The organism is Zunongwangia sp. L-65 (assembly GCF_056859415.1).
In genome coordinates this window covers 60,947-78,677 of record NZ_JBSXOK010000078.1, presented here as the reverse complement: position 1 = coordinate 78,677, position 17,731 = coordinate 60,947, and the positions used below count along the sequence as shown (strand labels likewise).

The following is a 17,731-nucleotide window of genomic DNA, read 5'->3' as shown; positions in this document are numbered from 1 at the left end:
AAACAATGAAAAACAGGTTTTTATCTAATATTCTTCTAACATTTGTGTGGGTAGTACTCACCGGTGATTTCCATTTTGCTAACTATTTGTTTGGCTTTATAGTAAGTTATATCATTTTAATGGTAATCACTCGAGGTTCAGGTAAAGCCAAGTATTTTACCATCGTTCCAAGGCTTATCTTTTTTGTATTGTTTTTTCTAAAAGAACTGGTAAAAGCCAATTTAGAGGTGGCCTGGGAAGTGATGACACCAAAACTTAATATGACGCCGGGTATTGTAAAAGTTCCGTTAACCGTGCAAAGTGATGTAGGGATAACACTGTTGGCAAATATGATTACCTTAACTCCCGGGACATTAAGTTTAGATGTTTCCAATGATAAGAAGGTGCTTTATGTACATGCTATGTACATAAAAGATAAAGAGAAATTCATTGCCGGAATCAAAAACGGTTTTGAAAAACGAATTTTAGAGATTTTAAAATAATGACTTTAGCTGAATATTGTAGAATAGTAATACTGCCGATCCTGGCCTTTTCAGTAATTCTTATTTTAGTAAGGTTCTTTAGAGGTCCCAGCATTGCAGATAGGATTGTTGCACTGGACCTTTTAATCACTACCGTAATTGGTATTATTGGTGTTTATACCATTACTTCGGGGAGTTCTACTTTACTGGATACCGGGATGATTTTGGCGCTTATTGCATTTTTAAGCACCGTAGCCCTTAGTTATTATTTAGAACGAAGAAGCAAAAAGAAATGAATATATTTATAGGCATTGTAATTACACTAGGAACATTATTCGTTTTATTAGCGGCGGTAGGTCTAATACGGATGCCAGACACCTATTTAAGAATATCCGTAAATACCAAAGCAGCTACACTTGGTGTAGGTTTATTGTTGGGTGGTGTGGCTTTTTATTTTTACGATCTTAGTACAACTTCCAGAACTTTTGTAATTGTACTATTCTTATTTTTAACCGCTCCTGTGGGTGCGCATTTAATTGGGCGTGCCTCTTATTTTATAGGCAATAAACTTTGGGATAAATCACAAATGGATGATCTTAAAGGAAAGTATCAAAGAAATTCCCATGTTTTAAAAAGCGAGATCGACGATACTCCAGAAGATAATATAGATCACACCAAAATGTAATAGTTTAACTTAGACTTTGATAAGTTTTAAAGTTATAAGCCTTCTCTTTAAAACTCGATTTTCGTCAATCTGTAAGGGCAAATTCAGGTAAACTTGTAATTTTGCCTACATGAAAAGATTTCCTTCCAAGCTTATAAAAAGCCTAGACAAAAGAGTGCAGAATAATTCGCTTAGAGAATTGAAAATTGCTGGGGAAGGTGTTGATTTTTATTCTAATGATTATCTGGGATTTGCCAGTTCTCATGCTATCTTTTCTAAAGCTCAGAAACTTTGCGAAACCTATAATCTGAAGCAAAATGGAGCTACCGGTAGCCGACTTATTTCCGGGAATCATCAATTATATCAAATTACAGAAGACTTTTTAGCAGCATTTCATCAAACTGAAGCTGCGTTAATGTTTAATTCGGGTTACGATGCCAATATTGGTTTCTTCTCCTCTGTGCCACAAAAAGGAGATCTTATTTTTTTTGATGAATTGATTCATGCTAGTATTCGTGATGGCATTTCGATGAGTACTGCTAAAGCTTATAAATTTGAGCATAACGATATCGATGATCTACAGGATAAAGTGTCTAGACATGATTTTAAAGAAGATTCTTCGATTTATGTCGTAACTGAAGCGGTTTTTTCGATGGATGGCGATCTTGCCCCTTTACTTCAATTAGCTAGTTTATGCAACGAAAATAATTTCTATCTCATAGTGGATGAGGCACATAGTACTGGGGTTTTTGGTGATCACGGGCAGGGTTTGGTTACCCAATTGCGGCTTCAAGATAAGATTTTTGCCAGGATCCATACCTTTGGAAAAGCTATTGGCGCCCATGGCGCCGTGATTTTTGGTAGTAAAAACCTTAAAACTTATCTTTTTAACTATGCGCGCAGTTTTGTATACACTACCGGCTTGCCACCACATGCTGTAGCTACGGTTTTAGCCGTTTTTCAGGAATTAGAGAAGGGAAATTCGGTTTTAGAGATACTAAAAGCTAATATTCAATGTTTTAAAAGCGAATTAAAATCAGCTAAAATTGATCATTATTTTATCGAAAGTGAATCGGCTATCCAATGTGCGATTATTCCTGGGAACGAAAATGTAAAAAAAATAGCTTCAAAATTTCAGGAATATAACTATCTGGTAAAACCTATTCTTTCGCCTACTGTTCCAAAAGGAAAAGAAAGACTTCGTTTTTGCCTGCATAGTTTCAATTCTAAAGAAGAAATAAAATCACTTGTAGGTATTTTAAGGAATGTCCTAAAAGAAATTTAATTTGAAATGAAAGAATCTTATTTTATCACCGGTATAGGTACTGAAGTCGGGAAAACAATGATTTCGGCAATAGTGACTGAAGCTTTGGAAGCTGATTACTGGAAACCTATACAGGCAGGGGATTTAGCATATTCAGATACGCATAAAATTCAGGATTTAATCAGTAACGAAAAAACTAAATTTCATCCCAATGCCTTTGCCCTTAAAACACCCATGAGTCCGCATGCCGCAGCAGAAATCGATGGGGTAGAAGTTAATTCAAAAAATATAATTCGTCCGAATACCGACAATAATTTGGTGATAGAAGGTGCCGGTGGTTTATTGGTCCCCCTTAATGAAACCCAGACGATAGCCGATTTAATCCAACCTACCGATAAAGTGATTTTGGTATCACGCCATTATCTGGGAAGTATTAATCATACCTTGTTAAGTTTAGAGGCATTGTTTAGTCGCGGGTTAGATTGCTTCGGAATTATTTACAGTGGAAATGAGAATAAAACCACTGAAGATATTATCCATAAAATGAGTGGAGTGCCGGTAATTGGCCGGGTAGAAGAAGAGAAAGGGTTTACGGCTGAAATTATTAAAAAATATGCAGATAAATTTCGGGAGAAACTGAACAAGTAAATGATGGAAGATAAGTTAAATTTAGCTGAACGAGATAAAAAACACCTTTGGCATCCGCTTACCCAGCATAAAATTGCCGGTGATGCTTTAGGGATTACAAAAGCCAAAGGAGCCCGGTTATACGATGAAAATGGGAAGGAATATATCGACGGAATTTCGTCCTGGTATACTTGTGTTTATGGCCATTGCAACGATTTCATTACAGATCGCGTGGCCATGCAAATGAAGAATTTGGATCAGGTGGTATTTAGCGGATTTACGCATCTGCCGGCGGTCGAACTTTCTGAAGCTTTGATAAAGATTTTACCTGAGGGCCAGCAAAAAATGTTCTTTAATGACAATGGCTCTACAGCAACCGAGATCGGTATTAAAATGGCCTTGCAATATCATCATAATCTAGGGAATGATCGTAAAGTGATGCTGGCTTTTGAAGAAGGTTTCCATGGCGATACTTTTGGAGCGATGTCTGTTTCCGGACTATCGGTTTATAATGGTGCTTTCCAGGACCATTTTATTGCGGTGAAACGCATTCCAGTCCCCAAAGGAGAGAATAATGCAGAAGTTTTAGAGCTGCTAAAACAACTCATTAAAGAAAATAATATCGCAGGCTTTATTTATGAACCTCTAGTTCAGGGAGCGGCAGCAATGAAAATTCATGATGCAGATGGGCTAAATCAAATCCTCAAAGTTTGTAAAGAAAATGATATTGTATGTGTTGCTGATGAGGTGATGACGGGTTTTGGAAAGACAGGAAAATATTTTGCTTCAGATTATATCGAAATCAAGCCTGATGTTGTTTGCATGTCTAAAGCGCTTACGGCAGGTTTGTTACCTATGGGATTGACCAGCTGTACGCAAAAAATCTATAATGCTTTTTATTCTGAAGATATTGCAAAAGGATTGTTTCATGGGCATACTTATAGTGCAAACCCTTTAGCTTGTGCTGCTGCTTTAGCCGGAGTTGAATTGTTGGTCTCTCCAGAGATGCAGAATAATATTAAACGGATTGAAAATCTACATCAGGTTTTTGCTGCTAAAATAAAAGAGCATCCAAAAGTGACTAATATTAGGCATTTGGGGATCATCTTTGCATTCGATCTTGATGTAGAAATGGAACGTTATGGCAATGTAAGAAATCAACTTTTTGAATATTTTATGGAAAATGGCGTTTATCTGCGTCCCCTTGGAAATACCATTTATATCACCGCACCTTATATCACTTCAGATAAAGAAATGCAGAAGATTTACGATACGATTGAAGGGGTTTTTGACAGATTTTAAGTTAGAAGCTAGAGCTTAGACCGCTTTGCTATTAGAATTAAAATAATAAATATTTTGATGAGAATTTGATGATTTGAAGATGCGTTAATGCCAAGTATTTCCGAAATAATCTTAAAAATTTATGGATATCAGTTTATTTTTAAACTTCTTTTTTTGAAATTAATGACAGCAATGAATCATAATGAGCCGTGGTTATCCTGAAATCGATTCAGGGGTCTCATCGCAATAGTTTTTTCAATATTGTATAAGATTCCGGATCGAGTCCGGAATGACGAAAACAACGAAATATTACAAATTACTGATAATCAATTTTATAAACTGTTCAGTTAACGAATGATTATGTCAACTAAAAATGTTCCCCCTTCGGGGGGCAGGGGGATTAAAAATCCAATTTATATCGCTTCCACAGCTTCTATTTCTCCCTTAGGGGAAGATCATAAGGAAATTTGGGACGCTTATAAAAGCAATCATCATTTTATACAAAAGTATGATTTTGAAGGAGAAGAAGCTTTTGCGGCTTTTCTGCCAGAAAAATTGAGCGCGGAAATTGAGAAATTAAGAACCGAATCTACTCATTATCGAAAGCTCGATCTTTCGGTATTATTTGCGATTTATACGTCGAGACAGGCGATAAAACGCGCCGGTTGGGAGAGTGAAAAAAGTATCGGCATCAATATCGGAAGCTCCCGTGGGGCAACTGGTCTCTTTGAAAAATTTCATGCTGAATTTATCAAAAATAGGGTAGCATCTACACAGGCTTCGCCGGCAACGACGCTAGGGAATATTTCATCCTGGGTGGGACAGGATTTGGAGAATGACGGCGTTCATTTTTCACATAGTGTCACCTGTTCTACTGGCTTACATTCCATTTTGAATGCTGTTGCGTGGCTGCAATCTGGTTTGGCAGAAAAATTTATTGCCGGAGGAAGTGAAGCTGCTTTAACTCCGTTTACAATTGCACAAATGAAAGCGCTTAAGACGTATGCTATAGAAGATTTAGCATATCCCTGCCAGGCTTTGAATCTAGATAAGTCTCGAAACTCTATGGTTTTGGGAGAAGGTGCCGGATTACTGTGTCTGGAAACTTCATTTTCATCAAAAGCACTTGCTAAAATTACCGGGATAGGTTATTCTGCAGAAAAACTAAAGCATAGCGTTTCCATTTCTGAAGCTGGAAAATGTATACAAAATGCAATGAAAATGGCTATGGGAGAATTAGATCCTACTGAAGTTGATGCGGTGGTTATGCATGCTCCAGGTACCATAAAAGGAGATTTGGGGGAGGTAAATGCGATAAAAGCTGTTTTTGGGGAAAATTTACCGGCGATGACTTCTAATAAATGGAAAATTGGACATACGTTTGCAACTTCGGGAATCCTGAATCTGGAATTGGCAATGTTAATGCTGAAGCATCAGGAGTTTGTTTCGGTTCCTTTTTCCGATATTAGTAAAAAACCTATGCGATTACAGCATATTTTGGTAAATGCGGTAGGTTTTGGCGGTAATGCCGTTTCTATTTTAATAAGTAAACCCTAAACGGTGAGCTTTTAGAATTGTTTTGTTTTAAGGCGTCCCTATGTTTATTGGGGTAGCAATATCTAATCTCGATAGTCGAGTAAAATTTAATTTTCAGCCTATTGACAGGCGCAATATATCGTGCTAATCTTTTAGCGAAGTTTGATTATTTTTGAATAAATCTATTTTCATGGCGACAAGACATAACTGGACCAAAGAAGAAATCTTAGAGATTTACAATAAACCTTTAATGGAACTGCTTTACGAAGCAGCAACGGTTCATAGGAAACATCATGATCCTAATACTGTACAGGTTTCTACCTTACTTTCTATAAAAACCGGAGGCTGTCCTGAAGATTGTGGCTATTGCCCCCAGGCAGCTCGTTATCATACCGATATTGCAGGGAATGACCTTATGAGTGTGAGTCATGTTAAAGCACAGGCTTTACGTGCAAAATCTGCCGGGAGTTCCCGTGTTTGTATGGGGGCGGCCTGGAGAAATGTAAAAGACGGGCCAGAGTTTGATAATGTGCTGGAAATGGTACGTACCATTAATAAACTTGATATGGAAGTTTGTTGTACATTGGGAATGCTTACCGAAAACCAGGCACAGCGATTAGCAGAAGCTGGCTTGTATGCTTATAATCATAATTTAGATACCTCAGAAGAGTATTATAAAGAAGTAATTTCTACCCGTGGTTTTGAAGATCGCCTAGAAACGATAGATAATGTTCGAAAAACCAATGTTACTGTTTGTAGTGGTGGTATTATTGGGATGGGAGAGAAAGAAGAGGATCGTGCCGGGATGTTAGTAGCGCTTTCAACTTTAAATCCGCAGCCAGAGTCTGTACCAATTAATGCGCTGGTACCGGTTGAAGGTACACCAATGGAAGAACAAGCGCCGGTTTCTATATGGGAAATGGTAAGAATGGTAGCTACTACTAGAATTGTAATGCCAGAAACGCAGGTGAGATTATCTGCAGGGCGTACACAGATGAGTAGAGAAGGGCAGGCGATGTGTTTCTTTGCGGGGGCAAATTCAATTTTTGCCGGTGATAAATTATTAACTACACCAAACCCAGATGTTAGTGAAGATATGCAAATGTTCAAGGCTTTAGGCTTAAATCCACAAAAACCATTCACTAAAAAATCGAAACCAGAAACAGTAGAAGCTACAGATTCTAAATATAATTCGCTTGGAGAAAAACCAAAGTGGTCCAGACCGGGGCATATCATAGAGCGAAACAAAGTAACCGAAGAAAAACAAAAGGCAAAAGCCAAAGCTTAATTTTAGTATGAAACTTGATCTTCAGGAAGTGCCAAGGGTGAAGGGAATTTCTAAAGAGGAATTTCAACAGGAATATTTTATTCCGCAGCGACCGGTAATTTTTGAAGATCTGGCTAAAACCTGGCCCGCTTATCAAAATTGGAGTTTTGATTATTTTAGAAAGAAAGCCGGCGATATTGTAGTACCTCTGTATGATAGTACTCCGGCAAAAGGGAGACAAAATTCACATGGCGCTGCAAAGAAGTTACCGATTGATGAATATTTTGATATTCTGGAAAAGGGACCTTCAGATCTACGGATGTTCTTTTTTAATCTTTTACAAAACTGTCCGGAACTTTTAGAGGATATTGAATATCCGGATCTTGGAGTGAAGTTCTTTAAAAAGCTGCCGGTTTTATTTGTAGGAGGAGAAGGTTCTAGCGTAGTAATGCATTACGATATGGATTTGGCCAATAATTTTCATTTTAATTTTGCGGGGAAAAAGCGGGTATTATTATATCCTCCAGATCAAACTAAATATCTTTATAAAGTTCCGCACTCCATCGTGAGTATGGAAATTATTAATATGGATAACCCAGATTTTGATACCTATCCGGCATTGGCAAAAGCAAAAGGTGTAGAGGCTTTTCTTGGGCATGGGGAAGGTTTGTTTATGCCTAGCAAATGGTGGCACTTTATAAAATATGAAACGCCAAGTTTATCACTCACTTTAAGATCGTTCCCAAGTTCGCCCGGTAAGGTTTTAGAGGTTTTAAATAATCTTTTGTTTATGCGCAATTATGACAATTTAATGCGTAAGATTAAGGGGCAGGACTGGATAGATTATAAGAATAAAAAAGCAATAAAAAATACCCATAAATGGGCTAATATCGAGTAATGAAGTACGGAGGTTTGCAGTTGGCAGAAATTCCAAGAGTAAAGAGAATTTCCAAAGAAGATTTTGTGAAAAATTATGTTCGGCCACAAAAGCCAGTTGTTATTGAAAATTTAATAGAGGACTGGCCGGCATTTGAAAAATGGAATCTGGATTATATTAGAGAAATCGCCGGAGAAAAAGTAGTGCCGCTGTACGATGATCGTCCTATAACTTCAGAATTTAAATTTAACCAACCGCACGCTGAGATGAAGATGGCAGAGTATATCGATCTGCTTAAATCAAAACCTACGAATTACAGGATTTTTCTTTATCATTTAATGAAAGAAGTCCCTGCTTTACAAAATGATTTTAAGTTTCCGGATTTTGGATTACGCATGATTAAGCAACTACCTATGTTGTTTTTTGGCGGTAAAAATTCGAAGGTTTTTATGCATTATGATATTGATTTTGCAAATATCCTTCATTTTCATTTTCATGGTAAGAAGCAGTGTATTATTTACCCACCTTCAGAAAGTAAATACCTTTATAAAGTTCCGCATGCTTTAATATCCAGGGAAGATATAGATTTTACGGCTCCTGACTTAGAAAGATTTCCGGCGTTGAAAAAGGCTAAAGGTTTTGTGACTGAACTAAATCATGGGGAAACGCTGTATATGCCAGAAGGCTATTGGCACCAAATGACTTATTTAACCGCTGGTTTTTCGATGAGTTTAAGGGCGACGCCACGTACCTTTTTAAACTTTTCGAAAGCTGTTTATAACCTTGTAATTATGCGTAATTTTGATAATTATATGCGCAAATGGCGGGGGCAAAAATGGATTGATTACAAGAATGAGAAGGCCATAGAAAATACAGAAAAATTTATCTAGGAACTGGGTTGGTGGTAAATGCAGTATTCTGAATTAAATTTTAAAAGAAGATATAGTTTAGGTAAGTATTGGTAATACTGTATTTTAGCCTTTTTAGCCTTTTTAGCCTTTTTAGGCTTTTTAGGCTTTTTAGGCTTTGCCAAAAGCTGTAATGTTCTGGTACCTTTCCTATAGCAAATGGAATTAAAATGCCTCAAAATTGTAAAAAAATTCCGGTATATACCAGACGGTGCCCTCTTGATTAGTGAAGTGAAACTTAAATTCCAGGGCAATGAAAATCCCATTAAATCATAGGCTTTCTGCTTCAGAAGTCATTTACCTTATAAAATGCGTTCTTGGGACGATCACCTGCTATGCTTTATACGCATCTTTTCCAGAATACCCATTTTATTGGAGTATTATTTCCTGTTTACTGGTTTTTTCACAGGAAAACGATCGTGAATTGGCTTTAAACAGGATTAAAGCTAACTTTTTAGGAAGTTTTGTGGGGCTTGCAGTGTATTTTTTGCCTATTCCTCAGGTTGTGATGTTCTGTTTAGGTGTGGCGTTAACCATTTCGTTGGGTATTTTTCTAAAAATAGAACCCACTATACGATCTGCACTGGCCGCAGTTATTATTGTAATAATTAATGAGGATAAAGCAGATACCGCCTGGGTTGTTGCTTTGCAGAGAGCTGGCTGTGTGCTGCTGGGTTGTTTAATTGCCCTTACAATTTCCATGTTTTTTAACAGGCTTTATAAAGCTTTTTTTAATCGTCCGGTTTAACGAGTTCATTAGCTTTTTCAAAAATTAAATGATTCTCCCAGCCGCGATATTGTAAATAATCGGCTAATTTTTTTTTCTTTTTAATTACTGAAGTCTCCTTTAAGGTTCTCCATTTTTTTTCTGAGATTTCGTGAAAAGTAGCCATATAATCGGTTTCGGAAATTTCTTTAAGTCCGGTTTGAATATTTCTGGGTGAAATTCCGCGAATTTTGAGTTCATTTATAATTCTGCATTTTCCCCATTTTTTAATCCTGAATTTTCCTCGGGCAAAACTTTTAGCAAAACGTTCCTCATTAAGAAAGTTTTCCTGCATCAAGTGCATAATAATTTGTTCCTGTGCTTCAGGAATCATATTCATGCTTTTCAGCTTCTCTTCAACTTCATTATGGGTCCTGTCCCGATAGGCGCAGAATTGCATGAGCTTTATGGTAGCCTCTTTTACGGTGTAGGTTTTTATTGAAGATGATTTCATATTGCAAATCTAATTTTTTTGCGGTTGCATTAAAATAAAAAACCGCCTTTAGGGGCGGTAGATAGGTTAGTTGTTAAAAAGAAAATCTTATTCTACTGCTTTTTTATTTAACCTTTTTTCAGCCAGTTTATCTAGTGTATTATCGGCGTTGTATTCTTGATCAAGAGTTTTCTGGAGTTTGCTCGCAAGCTCTTTATAGCCTAATTCCTTGGCGTAGCGAACCACAGTTCCGTAGCCAGAAATCTCATAATGTTCAATTCGCTGTGCATCTGCAATGATGCCGGCATCATTAACTTCATCGGTAGTTTTTTCTTTTAGAAAGTCTTCAGCCTCTTCAATAAGACCTTTCATCGCTTTGCAGGTTTCACCGGTTGGTTTAATACCTAATTCTTTGCAAATTTCTGATAAGCGCTCCTTATGTTGTTTGGTTTCTTCTAAATGATCCTGAAAAGCTTTCTTAAGCTTTTCATTTTTAGCCGCTTTAACCATTTTAGGAAGCGCTTTGATGAGTTGCGTCTCAGCGCTGTATAGGTCTTTTAGCTGATGTTTGAATAAATCTTGTAAATTTTCCATTGTTTATTAAATTAGGTTGTTAATGGATTAAATTTAGACGAAAAGCATCCCTGCTATAGTTAAATAGTTAAGAAATATTTCTTAGCCTTTAGCCAATAATTGAATGTTTTTTAATAGGAATGTAGACTTAAAAGATTTATTTATTGAGTATAAAAAAACGCCTTGCAAAAAAGTATTGCAAGGCGTTTTAGTTTTATCGTATCACTTTCCCGTCTTTATCGTGAAAGTGGTATTCTAAATACGTGTAAGCATCTCTTGGTATAATTTTAACCCATCGCTTATGGTCAAAAAACCACTGTGATCTGGGAGATGGAAAGCCTTTAGTTAAAAAGGCTGAAATAAATGGGTGCGTTGATAGCGTGATCTTTTTATGATTTTTCTTGATCAGGCGCTCTAAATCGGCTTTAATTTTTTGTATTAAGATAATTGGTGCCTCAATCTCACCATCGCCGTTTGGGTTTTCCTCACGGGTCTTAATATTCATTTCTGGCCGTACGCGTTGTCTTGTAATTTGTATAAGTCCAAATTTACTGGGAGGGAGGATCTTGTGCTTGGCACGATCGTCACTCATTTCCTGTTTAAGGTGATCGAAAAGGGTTTTGCGGTTTTCAGCTTTCCCCATATCGATAAAATCGACTACAATAATGCCGCCCATGTCGCGAAGTCTTAACTGGCGCGCGATTTCTGTAGCACTAATTAAATTAACCTCTAAAGCCGTATCTTCCTGGTTTTTGGATTTGTTAGAACGATTACCACTGTTAACGTCTATAACGTGCATGGCCTCTGTATGCTCTATAACCAGGTAGGCGCCTTTACTCATCGATACAGTGCGCCCAAAGGAAGTTTTTATTTGTCTTTCGATACCGAACTTTTCAAAAATTGGAACATTGGACTGATGTAATTTTACAATTGATTCTTTGCTAGGAGCGATTTCGCTCACATAGTCTTTAATTTGTGTGTAAAGTGTCTCATCATCTACTGTAATAGAAGTAAAAGTGTCGTTAAATACATCTCTTAATAAAGAAGATGCACGATGTAATTCTCCTAAAACTTTTGAAGGATAATGAGGCTTATACAATTTTTTACACATCGCTGTCCAACGACCCATCAAATTTTGGAGGTCTTTGTCCAGCTCTGCTACTTTTTTGCCTTCGGCTACGGTTCTTACGATAACGCCAAAACCTTTAGGTTTAATGCTTTTTACAAGCCGTTTTAAGCGATCTTTTTCTTCTTTGCTTTCGATCTTTTGAGAGACCGAAATTCGGTTAGAAAAAGGGACTAGAACGATATATCTTCCTGGTAAGGATAATTCACTGCTAATGCGTGGACCTTTGGTGGATATTGGCTCTTTTACGATTTGAACCAGTAGCGACTGATTTGATTTTAAGACATCGGTAATACTACCATTTTTGTCTATATCTTTTTCAAAAGTAAAATTCTTTAAGGAATAATCTTTTAGTTTACCTGTGCTTACACGTTTTATGAACTTTAGCAAGGATGAAACCTGAGGGCCCAGATCGTGATAGTGTAAAAAACCATCTTTGGTATAGCCAACATTCACAAATGCGGCATTTAACCCGGGGACAGCTTTTCTAATCTTGGCGATCATGATATCGCCAACATTAAAATTGTTGTCGTCTTCATCCTTGTTGAGTTCAATAAGTTTTCCATCTTTTAATAAGGCAAAATCTACAGCAGAGGATTCGGACCGTATAATTAATTCTTTGTCCACTCTATTTCGATTTTTAAGCCCGAAAAATTCGGGATGGATTAAACATTATTTTATCACAGGTGTTTGAAGCCTGAAGAAATTTTAAGAAATCCATTCTGATTAAAATCAGGGTTTCTTAAAATTTCGATGTCAAAGAACGTTGTTGTTAAAACAAAATCTTTTAAATAAAAAAAGTAGTATGAAAACTACTTTTTCTTGTGGCGGTTAGCTCTTCTTCTTTTCTTACGCTTGTGCGTAGCTACCTTATGTCTTTTTCTTTTTTTACCACTTGGCATAGTGTTACGTTTTAATTAATAAATTTATTTCATTATTCCAGAAGTTTATTCCTGGATAGCTTATTTTACATCTACATTACTCTTTACACCCTCTACGAAAATTTTCGCCGGCTTAAACGCTGGAATGTTGTGAGCTGGTATTTTAATAGTTGTGTTTTTAGAAATGTTTCTTCCTGTTTTTTCAGCTCTTGTTTTTACAACAAAGCTTCCAAAGCCTCTTAAATAAACATTGTCTCCACTTTCTAAAGAAGATTTTACCTCTTCCATAAAGGTCTCTATTGTAGCTTGTACATCACCTTTTTCCATTCCTAATTTCTCCGAAATATTCGCTACGATATCTGCTTTCGTCATTTTCGTGCTATTTAATATTTATAAATTGGGGTTCTTAATTTTCAAGGGGGCAAATATAAGAATTATATATTCAATATTTCAAACCTAAATCATTAAATAATAACGGAATAAAGAATTTATATTGCGCAGAGACTTTTTAAATTATGAATTTTTCTAAAACTTTGATTAACTGGTACTTAAAATCCAGACGTGAGCTGCCCTGGCGCGAAACCACTAATCCTTATAATATTTGGCTTAGTGAAATCATGCTTCAGCAAACGCGAATAGAGCAGGGGTTACCTTATTATAACAAATTTATAGCAGCATTTCCAAGTGTTTTTGATCTTGCTTATGCTTCCCAGGATAAAGTGATGAAATTGTGGCAGGGACTGGGGTATTATTCCAGGGCAAGAAACCTTCATGCTACTGCAAAGCACGTAGCTTACGAACTTAACGGTGAATTTCCCAAGGATTATAAAGGACTTTTAAAATTAAAGGGAGTAGGCGACTATACGGCCAGTGCCATAGCTTCGATAAGTTATAACGAACCTGTTGCGGTGGTAGATGGGAATGTATATAGAGTGCTTTCACGATATTTTAATATAGACACTCCTATTAACAGCACTGAAGGTGTAAAAGAATTTAAAGCTTTAGCGATGGAGCTTTTGGATAAAAAAGATCCGTCGAATTTCAATCAGGCTTTAATGGAGTTTGGCGCGCTGCAGTGTAAGCCTAAAAATCCACTTTGCGATTCCTGTCCTTTTAATACTAGTTGTTTAGCATTAAAGGAAGATAAGATTGGTGATTTGCCAGTTAAGATCAAGAAAGGTAAAATTAAAAATCGATATTTTAATTATATGGTTTTTTCTTCGGAAGAAAATAAAACGCTGCTACAACAAAGAAAGGGCAAGGGAATATGGCATGGTTTATACGAGTTTCCTTTAATTGAAACCAAATCTGATATTCAGGAAGCAAAAATTATTGAAGAGAATAATGAATTTCAGCATTTAATGGAAGCAAAAAATGCTTCAGTGAGTCTTTATAACGATCAGGCTATTATCCATAAATTGTCACATCAACATATTTACGCACGTTTTTGGCTTGTAGATGTGCAAAAGCTGCCCAAAGGAGGAATTTCCGCAGAAAAAGTAAAAGAATATCCCGTGCCGGTGTTAATTCAGAATTTTCTTAATGAAATTGACATAGAAAACTTGTAATTTTGTAGTTTTTCAATTTTATTATAATTCAGTTTCAATCACATTGATTTTTTCTGTATTTTAGAAAGACAAGTTTTAAACGAATCAAAGACAAATATTTATGACAGGGACGCTAAACAAAGTAATGCTTATAGGACATACCGGGGATGATGTAAAGATGCATTATTTTGAGGGCGGTGGCTCGATTGGCCGTTTTCCATTAGCGACGAACGAAGTATATACCAATAGAACCACCGGTGAACGTGTAAACAATACCGAATGGCACAATGTTGTTGTGCGAAATAAAGCCGCTGAAGTTTGCGAGAAATACCTTAAAAAAGGGGATAAGGTTTATATTGAAGGTAGGATTAAAACCCGTAAATGGACAGATGATAAGGGGATGGAACGTTATTCTACCGAAATTCAATGTACCGAGTTTACGTTCTTAACTCCTAAAGGAGAAAGTAATGGTGGTAATTACGACTCGCAAAGCAATCAAAATACGCAAAGTACCTCAAATTACCAGGGTAATAATGCTAACAGTAATTCTGGTTCTTCGGGAAATAATAATAATTTTGCCAGTCAGCCATTTAATGGTAATGATGAGGAAGAAGATGATTTACCATTTTAAGTCTAACTAAATTTATTGCATTTGGATCCAGAACCCCCCAGTATAATTTTATGGGCCGCGTTTGATTATACCCAGGTAATAAGCTTCATTTTTTTATTGCTGCTATTGTTATGCTCTGCCATGATATCTGGTGCAGAGGTAGCATTCTTTTCATTAACTCCGGCAGATTTTATGACTGAGGATGGTCATAAAAGAACAAAGTCTCAGGAGATTGTTATAAAGTTATTGGAGAAGCCCAAGAAACTACTTGCGACCATTTTGGTGGCTAACAACTTTATTAACATCGCTATTGTATTATTGTTCGATTCGGTTTCAGATGAGTTGTTTAACGGGTTTGATATGGTAGTTTTTGGCCTAAACCTAAAGCTTATTTTTGAAGTTGGAGTGGTAACTTTTTTAATCTTGCTTTTTGGTGAAATTCTACCAAAAGTTTATGCCAGCCGTAATAATGTACAGTTTTCTAATCTTATGGCGCAGCCGGTAAATGTACTGGATTCTTTATTTTCTCCTTTAAGTGTTCCCATGCGTGCCGTTACCTTGTATTTGCACGAGAAGTTGGGGAAACAACGTTCTTTTATAAGTATAGACCATCTTTCGCAAGCTTTAGAATTGACCAGTGAAGAGGATACTACCAAAGAAGAACAGAAAATATTAAAAGGCATCGTTTCTTTTGGGAATACCGATACCAAACAGGTCATGCGTCCACGTATGGATGTTTTTGCTATAAGTGATGAAGATACTTATGCAGAAATTATTCCCGTAATTATTGAAAATGGATATTCCAGGATTCCGGTTTATAAGGAAAATATCGATAATGTAACCGGTATTTTATATATCAAAGATTTATTGCCTTATCTGGATCGCGGTGACTTTGAATGGACATCCCTTCTAAGAGAACCTTATTTTGTTCCTGAAAATAAAAAACTGGATGATCTTTTAAATGAATTTAAGGAAAAGAAAAACCATCTGGCGATTGTGGTAGATGAATATGGCGGCACCAGTGGGTTGATTACCCTTGAAGATATTATTGAAGAGATTGTAGGGGATATTAGCGATGAGTTTGATGATGAGGATTTGATTTATTCGAAATTGGATGAATTTAATTTTGTTTTTGAAGGTCGAACCCCGCTTAAAGATTTTTATAAAATTATAAAATTAGAGGATGCTTCTTTATTTGAAGATAATAAAGGCGAAGCCGAAACTTTAGCTGGTTTTTTACTGGAAATATCAGGCGATTTTCCGCAGCAAAACGAAATTATTAATTTTGGGAATTATAATTTTAAAGTCGAGGCTGTTGATGATCGGCGTATTAAGCAAATTAAATTGACGATTTTACCTGTATGAGGTATTTAGGCTATACTGCGATATTTTTTATATTTTGTTTGATGTTATCCTGCGGGAATGAGGTTAAGCCTAAGCCAAAAGCGATGCTGGCCTTAAGTTATCCACAGCCAGCCTACCAGCCAATACGCCTAAATTGCCCCTATACTTTTGAGAAAAATCAATTAGCTGAAATTGCTCCGTCTAAAAGTAGAAACGCTTGTTGGTTAAACCTGGATTATCCGCTTTTAAATGGAACGATTTTTATTACTTATCAACCGGTAAGGAATAATCTGGATTCCTTATTAAGAGATGCTCAAAAGTTACCTTTGGAACACACTATAAAAGCCGATGCTATAGAAGGCGATATTTATACCAACGATATTCATAAGGTCTACGGTATGTTTTATGAGCTAGAGGGAGATGCGGCATCACAGGCGCAATTCTATATCACCGATAGTACCACGCATTTTTTAACAGGTGCGGTTTATTTTAATACGCAACCTAATTACGATTCTATCTATCCGGCAGCAGATTATATAAAGCAGGATATGAGATATTTAATGGAAACACTTAGGTGGCAGTAAATTTTCTCATTTTAGATTTTGATTCTAATATAGAATTTTGATTTTTGCCGCAAATTTAAAAACTATGGCGGCTGGAAAAATCAAATGGATTTACCTTTTTATTCTCTCTTTAATCTGGGGAAGTTCTTTTATTCTTATCAAAAAAGGATTGATAGGTTTGTCTCCGCTTCAGGTTGGTGCTTTTAGAGTGATTTTTGCGGCTTTATTCTTGATCCTTGCAGGCTTTAAAAAGATCATTAATCTAAAAGTCTCGCAATGGAAATGGATCGTTGTTTCCGGTTTTGTAGGTTCGTTTTTTCCGATTTTTCTTTTTTCTTTTGCTGAAACTAAGATTAGTAGCGGGATCGCTTCAATTTTGAATGCAGTTACCCCGTTAATGACCCTTGTTTTAGGAGTATTATTTTTTCAGGATAAAATGAATGGTAACAAGGCTATAGGTGTGTTTGTAGGCTTAATAGGTACTGCTGGGCTTATCCTTAGTAATGCCAGTTTTAATGGTAGTGAAAATTACCTATATTCATTATTAGGCGTTTTGGCAGCTGTTTGTTATGCGCTAAACGTAAACCTTTTAAAAAGATATTTGAATGATATTTCTGCACTTGCGGTAACTGCAGGCTGTTTTACGGTATTACTGGTTCCTGCCTTATTAATTTTAGTCTGGTCTGGATTTTTTAATGAAAATCTATCCAATATCCAGTTACAGCAATCGGTTGGTTTTATAGCGATTTTGGGTGTTTTGGGAACTGGTGTAGCCATGATTATGTTTAATCGACTGGTGCAAATTACCAATCCTGTTTTTACCAGTTCGGTTACTTATACGATGCCAATTATAGCTCTGGGGTGGGGCATTTTAGATGATGAGGTTTTTAGTTTAAATCAGTTAATTTTTGCGATGCTTGTGATAGCAGGTGTTCTGATTGTCAACCGGGCTAAAGCAATTTCGATAAAAAGAAGAAGGAAGCTTGCCTAGAATAAAAAAGCC

General features: G+C 36.4%; 20 protein-coding genes. 16 read left to right on the top strand and 4 right to left on the bottom strand.

Annotated elements, in window-relative coordinates; translation table 11 throughout:
- Positions 1-5: 5 nt before the first annotated feature.
- From AC13DP_RS18910 to AC13DP_RS18860, 11 genes are all read left to right on the top strand, one after another.
- Positions 6-482: a Na+/H+ antiporter subunit E gene (locus tag AC13DP_RS18910; protein WP_228249165.1), complete on the top strand. Its 477-nt coding sequence runs from the start codon at positions 6-8 to the stop codon at positions 480-482.
- Complete coding sequence (locus AC13DP_RS18905; protein WP_347407822.1) at positions 482-757, top strand: cation:proton antiporter; 276 nt, start codon at positions 482-484, stop codon at positions 755-757. The genes AC13DP_RS18910 and AC13DP_RS18905 overlap by 1 nt, the downstream gene beginning before the upstream one ends.
- Complete coding sequence (gene mnhG, locus AC13DP_RS18900; protein ID WP_041579332.1) at positions 754-1,146, top strand: monovalent cation/H(+) antiporter subunit G; 393 nt, start codon at positions 754-756, stop codon at positions 1,144-1,146. The genes AC13DP_RS18905 and mnhG overlap by 4 nt, the downstream gene beginning before the upstream one ends.
- A 109-nt stretch (positions 1,147-1,255) precedes the next feature.
- Positions 1,256-2,410 carry an aminotransferase class I/II-fold pyridoxal phosphate-dependent enzyme gene (locus AC13DP_RS18895; protein ID WP_483068282.1) on the top strand — a complete coding sequence of 385 codons (1,155 nt, stop codon included), beginning with the start codon at positions 1,256-1,258 and terminating at the stop codon, positions 2,408-2,410.
- 6 nt (positions 2,411-2,416) lie between these two features.
- A complete protein-coding gene (gene bioD, locus AC13DP_RS18890; RefSeq protein ID WP_013073863.1) occupies positions 2,417-3,037 on the top strand; it encodes a dethiobiotin synthase in 621 nt (206 codons plus the stop codon).
- A 3-nt stretch (positions 3,038-3,040) separates the two neighbouring features.
- The gene (gene bioA, locus AC13DP_RS18885; protein WP_483068309.1) at positions 3,041-4,318 is read left to right on the top strand and encodes an adenosylmethionine--8-amino-7-oxononanoate transaminase; all 1,278 of its coding nucleotides are present in this window, start codon (positions 3,041-3,043) and stop codon (positions 4,316-4,318) included.
- Between the two features lie 339 nt (positions 4,319-4,657).
- Positions 4,658-5,854 carry a beta-ketoacyl synthase N-terminal-like domain-containing protein gene (locus AC13DP_RS18880; RefSeq protein WP_347407825.1) on the top strand — a complete coding sequence of 399 codons (1,197 nt, stop codon included), beginning with the start codon at positions 4,658-4,660 and terminating at the stop codon, positions 5,852-5,854.
- Between the two features lie 169 nt (positions 5,855-6,023).
- Positions 6,024-7,121 (top strand): biotin synthase BioB, encoded by a 1,098-nt coding sequence (bioB, locus tag AC13DP_RS18875; protein WP_013073860.1) that lies wholly within the window; start codon positions 6,024-6,026, stop codon positions 7,119-7,121.
- Between the two features lie 7 nt (positions 7,122-7,128).
- Positions 7,129-7,998 carry a cupin-like domain-containing protein gene (locus AC13DP_RS18870; protein ID WP_483068281.1) on the top strand — a complete coding sequence of 290 codons (870 nt, stop codon included), beginning with the start codon at positions 7,129-7,131 and terminating at the stop codon, positions 7,996-7,998.
- Positions 7,998-8,867, top strand: coding sequence for a cupin-like domain-containing protein (locus AC13DP_RS18865; RefSeq protein WP_483068280.1), 870 nt, complete (start codon positions 7,998-8,000; stop codon positions 8,865-8,867). The genes AC13DP_RS18870 and AC13DP_RS18865 overlap by 1 nt, the downstream gene beginning before the upstream one ends.
- 271 nt (positions 8,868-9,138) lie before the next feature.
- Positions 9,139-9,633: an FUSC family protein gene (locus AC13DP_RS18860; protein WP_013073857.1), complete on the top strand. Its 495-nt coding sequence runs from the start codon at positions 9,139-9,141 to the stop codon at positions 9,631-9,633.
- Here AC13DP_RS18860 and AC13DP_RS18855 read toward each other — a convergent pair.
- From AC13DP_RS18855 to AC13DP_RS18840, 4 genes are all read right to left on the bottom strand, one after another.
- On the bottom strand, positions 9,617-10,105 hold the full coding sequence (locus AC13DP_RS18855; protein WP_347407827.1) for a regulatory protein RecX: 489 nt from the start codon (positions 10,103-10,105) through the stop codon (positions 9,617-9,619). The two genes, AC13DP_RS18860 and AC13DP_RS18855, sit on opposite strands and share 17 nt — an antisense overlap.
- A gap of 87 nt (positions 10,106-10,192) precedes the next feature.
- Entirely contained in the window at positions 10,193-10,678 is a 486-nt protein-coding gene (locus AC13DP_RS18850; protein ID WP_347407828.1) for a YciE/YciF ferroxidase family protein, read from the bottom strand.
- Positions 10,679-10,871: 193 nt separating this feature from the next.
- A complete protein-coding gene (locus AC13DP_RS18845; RefSeq protein WP_013073854.1) occupies positions 10,872-12,410 on the bottom strand; it encodes an Rne/Rng family ribonuclease in 1,539 nt (512 codons plus the stop codon).
- 335 nt (positions 12,411-12,745) lie between these two features.
- Complete coding sequence (locus AC13DP_RS18840; protein ID WP_013073853.1) at positions 12,746-13,036, bottom strand: HU family DNA-binding protein; 291 nt, start codon at positions 13,034-13,036, stop codon at positions 12,746-12,748.
- A 143-nt stretch (positions 13,037-13,179) separates the two neighbouring features.
- Here AC13DP_RS18840 and mutY point away from each other — a divergent pair, with 143 nt between their 5' ends.
- The 5 genes from mutY (at position 13,180) to AC13DP_RS18815 (ending at position 17,719) form a co-directional block, all read left to right on the top strand.
- On the top strand, positions 13,180-14,232 hold the full coding sequence (gene mutY, locus AC13DP_RS18835) for an A/G-specific adenine glycosylase (RefSeq protein WP_483068279.1): 1,053 nt from the start codon (positions 13,180-13,182) through the stop codon (positions 14,230-14,232).
- A 100-nt stretch (positions 14,233-14,332) separates the two neighbouring features.
- A complete protein-coding gene (locus AC13DP_RS18830) occupies positions 14,333-14,842 on the top strand; it encodes a single-stranded DNA-binding protein (RefSeq protein WP_272958349.1) in 510 nt (169 codons plus the stop codon).
- Between the two features lie 21 nt (positions 14,843-14,863).
- Positions 14,864-16,186: a gliding motility-associated protein GldE gene (locus tag AC13DP_RS18825; protein WP_483068278.1), complete on the top strand. Its 1,323-nt coding sequence runs from the start codon at positions 14,864-14,866 to the stop codon at positions 16,184-16,186.
- Positions 16,183-16,749, top strand: coding sequence for a gliding motility lipoprotein GldD (gene gldD / locus AC13DP_RS18820; RefSeq protein ID WP_483068277.1), 567 nt, complete (start codon positions 16,183-16,185; stop codon positions 16,747-16,749). The genes AC13DP_RS18825 and gldD overlap by 4 nt, the downstream gene beginning before the upstream one ends.
- Before the next feature lie 64 nt (positions 16,750-16,813).
- Positions 16,814-17,719 carry a DMT family transporter gene (locus AC13DP_RS18815; RefSeq protein ID WP_483068276.1) on the top strand — a complete coding sequence of 302 codons (906 nt, stop codon included), beginning with the start codon at positions 16,814-16,816 and terminating at the stop codon, positions 17,717-17,719.
- Positions 17,720-17,731: the final 12 nt, after the last annotated feature.

Coding starts and splice junctions, on each gene's coding strand:
- AC13DP_RS18910 (WP_228249165.1), top strand. CDS start 6: ATGAAAAACAGGTTTTTATCTAATATTCTTCTAACATTTGTGTGGGTA.
- AC13DP_RS18905 (WP_347407822.1), top strand. CDS start 482: ATGACTTTAGCTGAATATTGTAGAATAGTAATACTGCCGATCCTGGCC.
- mnhG (WP_041579332.1), top strand. CDS start 754: ATGAATATATTTATAGGCATTGTAATTACACTAGGAACATTATTCGTT.
- AC13DP_RS18895 (WP_483068282.1), top strand. CDS start 1,256: ATGAAAAGATTTCCTTCCAAGCTTATAAAAAGCCTAGACAAAAGAGTG.
- bioD (WP_013073863.1), top strand. CDS start 2,417: ATGAAAGAATCTTATTTTATCACCGGTATAGGTACTGAAGTCGGGAAA.
- bioA (WP_483068309.1), top strand. CDS start 3,041: ATGGAAGATAAGTTAAATTTAGCTGAACGAGATAAAAAACACCTTTGG.
- AC13DP_RS18880 (WP_347407825.1), top strand. CDS start 4,658: ATGTCAACTAAAAATGTTCCCCCTTCGGGGGGCAGGGGGATTAAAAAT.
- bioB (WP_013073860.1), top strand. CDS start 6,024: ATGGCGACAAGACATAACTGGACCAAAGAAGAAATCTTAGAGATTTAC.
- AC13DP_RS18870 (WP_483068281.1), top strand. CDS start 7,129: ATGAAACTTGATCTTCAGGAAGTGCCAAGGGTGAAGGGAATTTCTAAA.
- AC13DP_RS18865 (WP_483068280.1), top strand. CDS start 7,998: ATGAAGTACGGAGGTTTGCAGTTGGCAGAAATTCCAAGAGTAAAGAGA.
- AC13DP_RS18860 (WP_013073857.1), top strand. CDS start 9,139: ATGAAAATCCCATTAAATCATAGGCTTTCTGCTTCAGAAGTCATTTAC.
- AC13DP_RS18855 (WP_347407827.1), bottom strand. CDS start 10,105: ATGAAATCATCTTCAATAAAAACCTACACCGTAAAAGAGGCTACCATA.
- AC13DP_RS18850 (WP_347407828.1), bottom strand. CDS start 10,678: ATGGAAAATTTACAAGATTTATTCAAACATCAGCTAAAAGACCTATAC.
- AC13DP_RS18840 (WP_013073853.1), bottom strand. CDS start 13,036: ATGACGAAAGCAGATATCGTAGCGAATATTTCGGAGAAATTAGGAATG.
- mutY (WP_483068279.1), top strand. CDS start 13,180: ATGAATTTTTCTAAAACTTTGATTAACTGGTACTTAAAATCCAGACGT.
- AC13DP_RS18830 (WP_272958349.1), top strand. CDS start 14,333: ATGACAGGGACGCTAAACAAAGTAATGCTTATAGGACATACCGGGGAT.
- gldD (WP_483068277.1), top strand. CDS start 16,183: ATGAGGTATTTAGGCTATACTGCGATATTTTTTATATTTTGTTTGATG.
- AC13DP_RS18815 (WP_483068276.1), top strand. CDS start 16,814: ATGGCGGCTGGAAAAATCAAATGGATTTACCTTTTTATTCTCTCTTTA.